A 7,448-nucleotide genomic window follows, 5' to 3' on the forward strand; every position below is an offset into this window, starting at 1 on the left:
GCCCGCAGCGTCGCCGGCGCCGAAGCCTTTTTCGCGAAGGCGGCGGCTTGCGCCAAAGCCGCCTGCCCGGCCGCCGTGAGAGGCGCCCCCGCCACCGGGGCCATCGCGGGCACGGACGCCGGCGTCTCGTCGTGAGGACCCTCGGGGTCGAGACCCTCAGGGTCGAAACCCTCAGGGTCCGACGCGGGATGGATTTCGGTCATGGTGCGAGGAGACCCCCTCCCCGCGGGAAAGACAAGTCAGAAAAGCAAGCTAGGCGCGATAAGGGGGATTATCACGCTTAGATAGTTCTTGAGACGTTTGTCGACGGCGCCAAACTCGCTTAAAAGCGGGAAATTTCGCGTCAAACGGCCCTCAATGCTCGTCTGAGGAGGCGGCCAATGGCGCTCTCCCCATCTGATGAGCGTCAGGAGTCTACTAAAGCATGGATTGGGAAATGCGACGTCGTCGAGAGAGTGCCTTCACGCAGCCTCAAACCTCTCGCGGCTCAAACGGGTCTAGATTCGCGGATGTCTCATAGGCACAGGGCAACGCCACGACAGCACGGCGAGCGTCTTCGAGCTATCGTTAAAGGGGCACTTTTAGTCAAAATGTCTAACCGCGATTCCGCTTTCAGCCACGCCGAAGCGATCCGTGGATCAATCTGGGCCATCAGTATCTGATGCTGTCAGAATGCCGGGCTCCAATTCATCTGGTGAAGGCAGTGCTGCAGCCAAATCGGCCGGTAAAGACTCCGCCAGCATGGTCTGGTAGCGCGATACGCCAATGGGCGTTTCAACGCCGCGCAAGGCGTATTCAACAACCACACGATTATGCTCTCTGCACAGGATAAGCCCAATGCTGGGATTGTCGTCAGATTCCCGCTCATGATCGTCAAGGGCAGCGAGATAAAAGTTCATTTTGCCAGCATGTTCAGGTCGAAACCGCCCTGCTTTAAGGTCGACAGCGATCAAGCAGCGCAGTTTGCGATGGTAAAAAAGCAAATCGACATAGAAGTCCTCCCCACCGACTTCCAGGTGGTGTTGGCTGCCAATGAACGAGAACCCCTTCCCCAACTCAAGTAGAAGATCTTTGACCCTGGCGATCAGGCCGCGCTCGACATCGCGTTCCTGCACGGATGGGTCTAAGTTCAGAAAGTCGAACTGATACGGGTCTTTGAGGATCTGTTGGGCTAGATCGGACGTCGCGGGCGGAAGTGCCCGCTCGAAATTGGTAATTGCCTGTCCTTGCCTGACGTGGGCTTGGCTAGCGATCTGCAAGGCTAGAACAGACCGGCTCCAACCTTGCGCGCGTGCCGCTTGTGCGTACCAATGTCGCTCGCTGGGATCCTTGACGCCAAGGAGCTCGATATTTTGGCCCCACGGCAATTGTCCAACGACCTGTTGGACAATTGGGAGATCTGGCCAAGCCTCAGCGAAGGCTCGCATATAGAGCAGATTGGCGCGCGAAAAGCCCCTCGAGTCTGGAAATTCGGCACGAAGATCGATGGCTAGGCGATCAACCACCTTTGCTCCCCAACCGTCGCGTTCCTGGCGGATAAGGATATCGCGGCCAATATTCCAATACAGCAAGATCAGTTCGCTGTTGACCGCAAGGGCTGTGCGGAGCCGTGTGTCGCGGATCCGCATTTTTAAATTGGCGAGCCAATCAGTATAGCCAGCAGGGACGAGCGAGGCCAAGTCTACGCGATCCAGTTCATTGAGCATAACCCCCCGTGAGGGAGGGTTTGCTGTCGACCTAAAGGTTGCGAGGCGGTCGGGATCGACATACTCGCCTCCTCACCTGTTAAGCCGGCAGCAAATCCAACCCAGTCAGTCTTATCTCAAGCGATACCATCTGCCTATCTAACCGTAACTCCCGTCTACACGCAAAAATCATCCGCGTCTCAGACACACCCTGCCCTATTCAGGCGAATAAAGCTCGTTTTTCCGACAAACTCTTATTGAGCAACGTCAGGCGCTATCCTCTAACTCAACGACGTCGTCACTGCCGCCATCTCGATACCAAAGGAGGCATTGCTATGATCTGCAGCGCCCGCCAACGCACATGTCCATAGACTCTACGCCCAAAAAGAATAGTGCAGCTACTGCGAAGCCCCCTGCCCTATCCGCCTGTTTCAGTTCACATCATTCTCAATCTGCAGACGGGGCCAGTTCACGGCAGCGTCTTCCTCGGTGCAGTCTTCGGCAATCTGATTTTCATCACCGGCATTACTGCACAAATCATAAAGCGGCATTACTGAGGTCATGATCGACTTAAAAGCCGATCTGACACCTCGCTTATCGCACATTTCGTGCTTGTAAGGTGACCGTAACCGGCACCGCCCAGAGGGGGTGTTCTGACATCAGAACACCCCCTCCCTCGCATTCAGCGCTTTTGGACCGCTTCTATTTTATGTGCTGCCGGATCCATTCGGCTAGGTTTTGCAACTCTCGTCGTTCATTGGGTTTGATCTCATCAAATGCCAGACTTTTAACCCGCTCTGAAAAAGCACGAATTTGCTTGCCTGATAGGGATTCCTTTTGGGTTACTCGCTTTGTTTTACCGCTCTGGCCGTCTTTCGGAACTTCCTGAGCGGCCTGCCGCAACTTCCCAATCGTTAATTCACCCCTTAGCGCCTCATTACACAATCGGTCTCTGATATTGCTCTCAGGCAAGCGAGAAAGCTCAATCAATAAGTTTCTAGACACAGGATTTTCTGACGTCAGAACAGCTTTTAGGAAAGCATCCGGCATCGTCCTGATTTTGATCAATCCGTTAACGTCTGACAAAGATCGGCCGAGTTGTTTCGAGATCTCGCGCTGTCCCCAATTCTTCTTCTCCATTAGAGCTACTATAGCTGCAGATTCTTCTAATGGCGTCAGATCCTCGCGCTGAAGATTTTCGAGTAGCGACACAACCTCCACATCGCTTGCCCGCTCAATCGCGAGTAAAACTGGCAGCCCCGCCAGCTTTGCGGCGCGCCAACGCCTCTCACCAGCGACGATAATCCAATGTCCCCGTCTCTCTGGATGGGCCCGCACCAATATTGGGACTAGCTGCCCGTGCTCTTTCAGGCTTGCGGCCAGTTCATTGAGTGGCGCTTGGTCAAATTTCTTCCTGGCCTGAGTTTCGTCGGGTTCGACATGGTCCAATTTAACTTCAAAGGAATGCTTCAATTCCGAACCACTTGAGATAAAGCTATCGCCAAGCTCCTCAACGCGGTTTTGCATAGATTCCATAAGCCGCGACGGGCCTTTCCTCTTCATCCCTGACATCAACCAACCTCCGCAGCATCAGTTGCCGATCCATCAATAGTTGCATCAAGGTTTAAGAGGGCGAGGGGAGGGGGCTCACCTTTAGCTAAGGCGTTCGCCAATCTGATGTAGGGTCCCACTGCCTTAGAGCGAGGCGATGCGTCGACCGCAATGGAGCCGCCCCATGCTGCATTGCCAAAGACTGCGCTATCCGGAATTGGCTCAAGAACCACTGCTTTGCCAGAGGTGTACTGGATCAAATGGTGAAGGACCTCGCGGTCCACCACTTGGCGGGAATTGTACCTGGTCGGTAATATGCCACCAACTCTGAGATGTGGATTCAACCGTCTTTGAATTTTTTGAACGGTGCTAAGTAAAAGCGCCACCCCCATCGCATCTGGCGGCTCCGTCTGGACAGGAACAATAACAGTATCTGCAGCCACCAAAGCCATGTAGGTCATGAGCCCAAGATTTGGAGGTGCATCGACAATGATGAAGTCATAATCTATTGCGATAACCTCGATAGCTTCTGCTAGCGAGTGTTCGAAGCCCGGTTCGCGCCGCCCGTCGGCCTCTGATAGATCAATATGACTCCCCACAATGTCGAACGCTCTGGGACCGCTTCCAATGTCCAAGTCGGAAGAAACAATGACGTCAGAAAGCGGTTTGTCTTTCAAGACGGCATGAACAATCGATTTACCATCCTTATGGAGCTTCGATCCTGCCTGCCCTAAAATCCAGTCTGTTGCGGATGCTTGCGGGTCCAGATCAATCAGCAATACTCTTAGTCCGGCACGACGGAGGGCCGACGCTAAGTTAAGAGCACTGGTCGTTTTACCAACACCACCTTTTTGGTTTGCTAGTGCAATGATATGTGCTTTCTTCGTATTAGAACTCAATATGAGCTCGAGTTCTTTGATGACTTCCATGGGAATTGCCTCGCGGTCGTTTTCCCACCGGCTAATACGCGATTTGTCATACGAGCGATTTAGGCGGGCGTTCAACGCCTCGCGAAGATCGCCTTGAGACATCTTCATCTCATTGCGAGCAGCACGCAGCCTTTCGCCATTCATCGGTGGGTCACCTTAAAAATTGCTGATAACTGATAACTGGCTCATCACGCCAACGTCAACCATTTCCACAATGGTTGATGCTTTGGTAGGTGTTCTGATGTCAGAACACTTAGTTGAAGAGAGAGAAAATTATCGAGACCTCCTCGCGCCCAGTAGCCGCTGGTAACGGGAAACCATTTACGATGCGCCCGACAAGCCAAAACCCAGGTTTTTCTTGAGGCAATCGAAAAATCAGCAGGCCCGGGCAGATTCCAATGATCCTACGCTTCTTGGAGTGATCGCTACGGCGGCGGTCAATAGCCTCGAAGAGCGCGTTCGCGTTGCAGGTTCGGACACGTTAAAGGCGAGACTGGACGTAGCTACGGCCGCAAGGTGGCACTTGGTGCACGATAGGAGACCAACACTCGAGAGCTAGGAGGCTTGCGCAAGCGGCTTGGTTCCGGGTCGGCACCTTAGGCATCTGCAAACGCAATTTGCCACAGCCCTACGCCTGAGCAGCTCTAGCAAAGCATCGTCATCTGGAGAGCGCCCCTCCTGCTAATACACAAAGGAACAGCTAACAAAATTTGGCGACGCACATTAGCCGACGTGCAACTCGGCGAGCACTGCAGATCTGATATCAGTAGGGCAGGGCAGGGGATGCGCTCCACAACAATACGCACTGCCATGCAACACAATTAGCCTTGGATAGCTTAAACTAACTATCGGCTCGAACCGTGGGATATTGCATAGACGGAGTGGCTGGTATCCTCACCGCTTCCATATGCCGTTCAAAACTTTCGCTGCCGCGAGCTCCAAAGTATCCTGCAAAACAAAATCAACGCTCACCTAAAGGCCAGCATTTCTGTGATGCATTGCTGTGGGCTTTTGCATGTACAGCTAAGCTAGCCAGCAGAAATTGAGGACCTTGTAATAGCTTACAAGTGTGGGATCTTGCAGACTGGCAAAGCCCATCAGACCGTGGATTTTTGCAGAGGCCGCTCATCCAGGTGTGGGATCTTGCATAATTTGACCCTTCAAACAGAGGAGGCACTCCTGTTTTTCAAACGCAGGAACATCGCGCCGTGGAGTCTTGAATAGATTACACCATCCTCTTTGGCTTAATCCGTGGCTTTAAGCCAAATTCCTCCCAACATTCCTTGAATTCGCCTCGTAGTGGCTCGTCGAAACCCCCAGTTCCGCCTAGCCTGTGACCGGGAGCAATCCCATGGTTTGCTTCGAAGTGTGGGATCTTGCATAGATCTGGAGTCTTTTCGGCCCTAGCGAGCGTGGGGTCTTGAAGAACTTTTAGTGCAATTCGTTGATTTTACGAAGTTTTTTGAACCATTTTTCCTCCGCGAGCGATGAACGGGCTGCGAAATGCACGAGTTACTCTACCATTTGCAAAACCGGATACGAGTCGGGACATTTGCGGCACTTTTGGCACAAATTCCCCCACAGCCAGCGGGTGGGGTTTTGAATAATTAAGCGTGGGGTCTTGCAGACGGCAGCGTCAGACGTTTACCATGGAATCAATAACTTGCAGAAGTTATCCCGTGGGATCTTGCAGCACAAACTATTAGAACTTAACCAAATAACCTTGCTAGTAGCTTGTTTCTGCAAAACCCCACAGTGACAACCGCAGCAAACGTGGCGTATCGAGGGTTTATGGGCGCTATTCATGATATGCTTGAAAAGCACGGTCGTCAGGGAACACTTGACCTACCTGGGCTTGATAAGGCGAACTATCGTCAAACCCTCGAAGCTGCGTATCAGTTTATGAGCGCTGAGGAACAGCGTACGGGCTTTCTCTACAGCGGGTGGTGTCAAACGGCTCTCCCGCATAGACGTCTTCCCGACGACAAAGTCTGGACGCTGTCTACTGACCACGTAAAGCTCATGGTAGAGCCGGGCTCCGTTCATACTGAAAACAACGAAACAAGGCGAGTTGGAGTGCCTTACGGCTCACGGGCTCGGCTCATCTTACTCTTCTTGCAGAGTGAAGCAGTTCGGACCGGTAACCGTGAGATTGAACTTGGACGTAGCCTTCGCGTTTGGCTAGGCAAAATGGGCATACCTATTGGTGGACGCTCCATGGCTGACGTTAGAGAGCAAGCTCTTCGTATTTCTCGCTGCCGGATGACGTTCCAAATTCAAAGCGCTGGAGCGACAGGGTTTATAAATCAAAACCTCGTCGACACAGCAATGTTCAATCACGAGCATGATGGCCCTCTTTTAGAAACCGTCAAACTCTCAGAAACGTTCTTTAAAGAACTAACGCAGCATCCAGTCCCTTTGCAAGAAAGCGCAATTCGGGCCATTGCAAACAACTCGCAGGCTTTGGATATTTACTGCTGGCTGGCCTACCGTCTCCACTCTTTATCTGCCCCTCGTCATATAACTTGGAAGGCGCTTTACGCACAATTCGGAAATTCATACAAATCTATACAAAATTTTCGGCCCCGCTGGATCGATAGTTTAACAATTGCATTAGCCGTCTACCCTGAAGCCCAGGTCGAATGGGACAAGAGTGGGATCGTTCTCTGTCCTGGAAATCCGCCTGTTCCTCCCCGAGCACTCATCTCTGCAAAATCCCACGGCAAGAACGAAGCAAAAAGGCTGTGAAAAGATAGAATTACGAAGGTTAGGCTCTGAAAAAAATTTAGGCACAATACCCACACTTGTTCTTCGAGTAAGTTCCTATTTGCTTTCAAAACTTGATACGTTTCTGGAACGTCAAATCAACTGTGGAATTAACCGGGCTATCAGCGCGGAACACATGGTTCTCCGCAAAGAACAATGTCCTTGGTATGGCAAAAATTTAGGCAGCGGACCTATACTTTGCGACGATTTCAATACGAAAAACGACCAAACGCTTGAAACAGATCTGCGACAACAAACGCTGCCCGAACAATGGCAGTTACCCAAACGTCTCCCAGATAGTCAATGGCAAGATATCTGCCACATTGCTCGGCTTATTCAGAACAGCATTTCTAAGCGCTTCGCTCCAGTGCATTTGACGAGGCATGTAAAAGCGCACTGGCACGTGCGGTACCTGCCAAAAATGAGATCATAACGCAGACCGGACAGTCCAGCGAGATCACGACTATGCCAAACGGTATTTTACGCACCTAACCGAAGACCAGGTTGCGACTCAGAT

Annotated in this window: 5 protein-coding genes; 1 reads left to right on the forward strand and 4 read right to left on the reverse strand. The window is 52.0% G+C overall.

Features of this window, described 5'->3' with window-relative positions:
• The 4 genes from ASILVAE211_RS25345 to ASILVAE211_RS25360 form a co-directional block, all read right to left on the reverse strand.
• Window positions 1-203, reverse strand: a 203-nt coding sequence (locus tag ASILVAE211_RS25345; protein ID WP_227324152.1) for a hypothetical protein, incomplete at its 3' end; no start/stop codon positions are given.
• A gap of 435 nt (window positions 204-638) precedes the next feature.
• Window positions 639-1,679 (reverse strand): PDDEXK nuclease domain-containing protein, encoded by a 1,041-nt coding sequence (locus tag ASILVAE211_RS25350; RefSeq protein ID WP_227324153.1) that lies wholly within the window; start codon window positions 1,677-1,679, stop codon window positions 639-641.
• 708 nt (window positions 1,680-2,387) lie between these two features.
• Window positions 2,388-3,257, reverse strand: a complete 870-nt coding sequence (locus ASILVAE211_RS25355; protein WP_227324154.1) for a ParB/RepB/Spo0J family partition protein — start codon at window positions 3,255-3,257, stop codon at window positions 2,388-2,390.
• Window positions 3,257-4,165, reverse strand: a complete 909-nt coding sequence (locus ASILVAE211_RS25360) for a ParA family protein (protein WP_456304504.1) — start codon at window positions 4,163-4,165, stop codon at window positions 3,257-3,259. Before ASILVAE211_RS25360 ends, ASILVAE211_RS25355 begins: the two co-directional genes overlap by 1 nt.
• A 1,791-nt stretch (window positions 4,166-5,956) precedes the next feature.
• Between ASILVAE211_RS25360 and ASILVAE211_RS25365 the strand changes: the two genes are divergently transcribed.
• A complete protein-coding gene (locus tag ASILVAE211_RS25365; protein ID WP_227324156.1) occupies window positions 5,957-6,913 on the forward strand; it encodes a replication protein RepA in 957 nt (318 codons plus the stop codon).
• The last annotated feature ends 535 nt before the right edge of the window (window positions 6,914-7,448 follow it).

It is taken from the genome of Acidisoma silvae, from assembly GCF_020618775.1.
Taxonomy (GTDB): Bacteria; Pseudomonadota; Alphaproteobacteria; order Acetobacterales; family Acetobacteraceae; genus Acidisoma; species Acidisoma silvae.

What these genes read in the sequence shown, in the direction of transcription:
- ASILVAE211_RS25360 (WP_456304504.1), bottom strand. Translation starts at nt 4,165, where the DNA reads ATGGAAGTCATCAAAGAACTCGAGCTCATATTGAGTTCTAATACGAAG.
- ASILVAE211_RS25355 (WP_227324154.1), bottom strand. Translation starts at nt 3,257, where the DNA reads ATGTCAGGGATGAAGAGGAAAGGCCCGTCGCGGCTTATGGAATCTATG.
- ASILVAE211_RS25365 (WP_227324156.1), top strand. Translation starts at nt 5,957, where the DNA reads ATGGGCGCTATTCATGATATGCTTGAAAAGCACGGTCGTCAGGGAACA.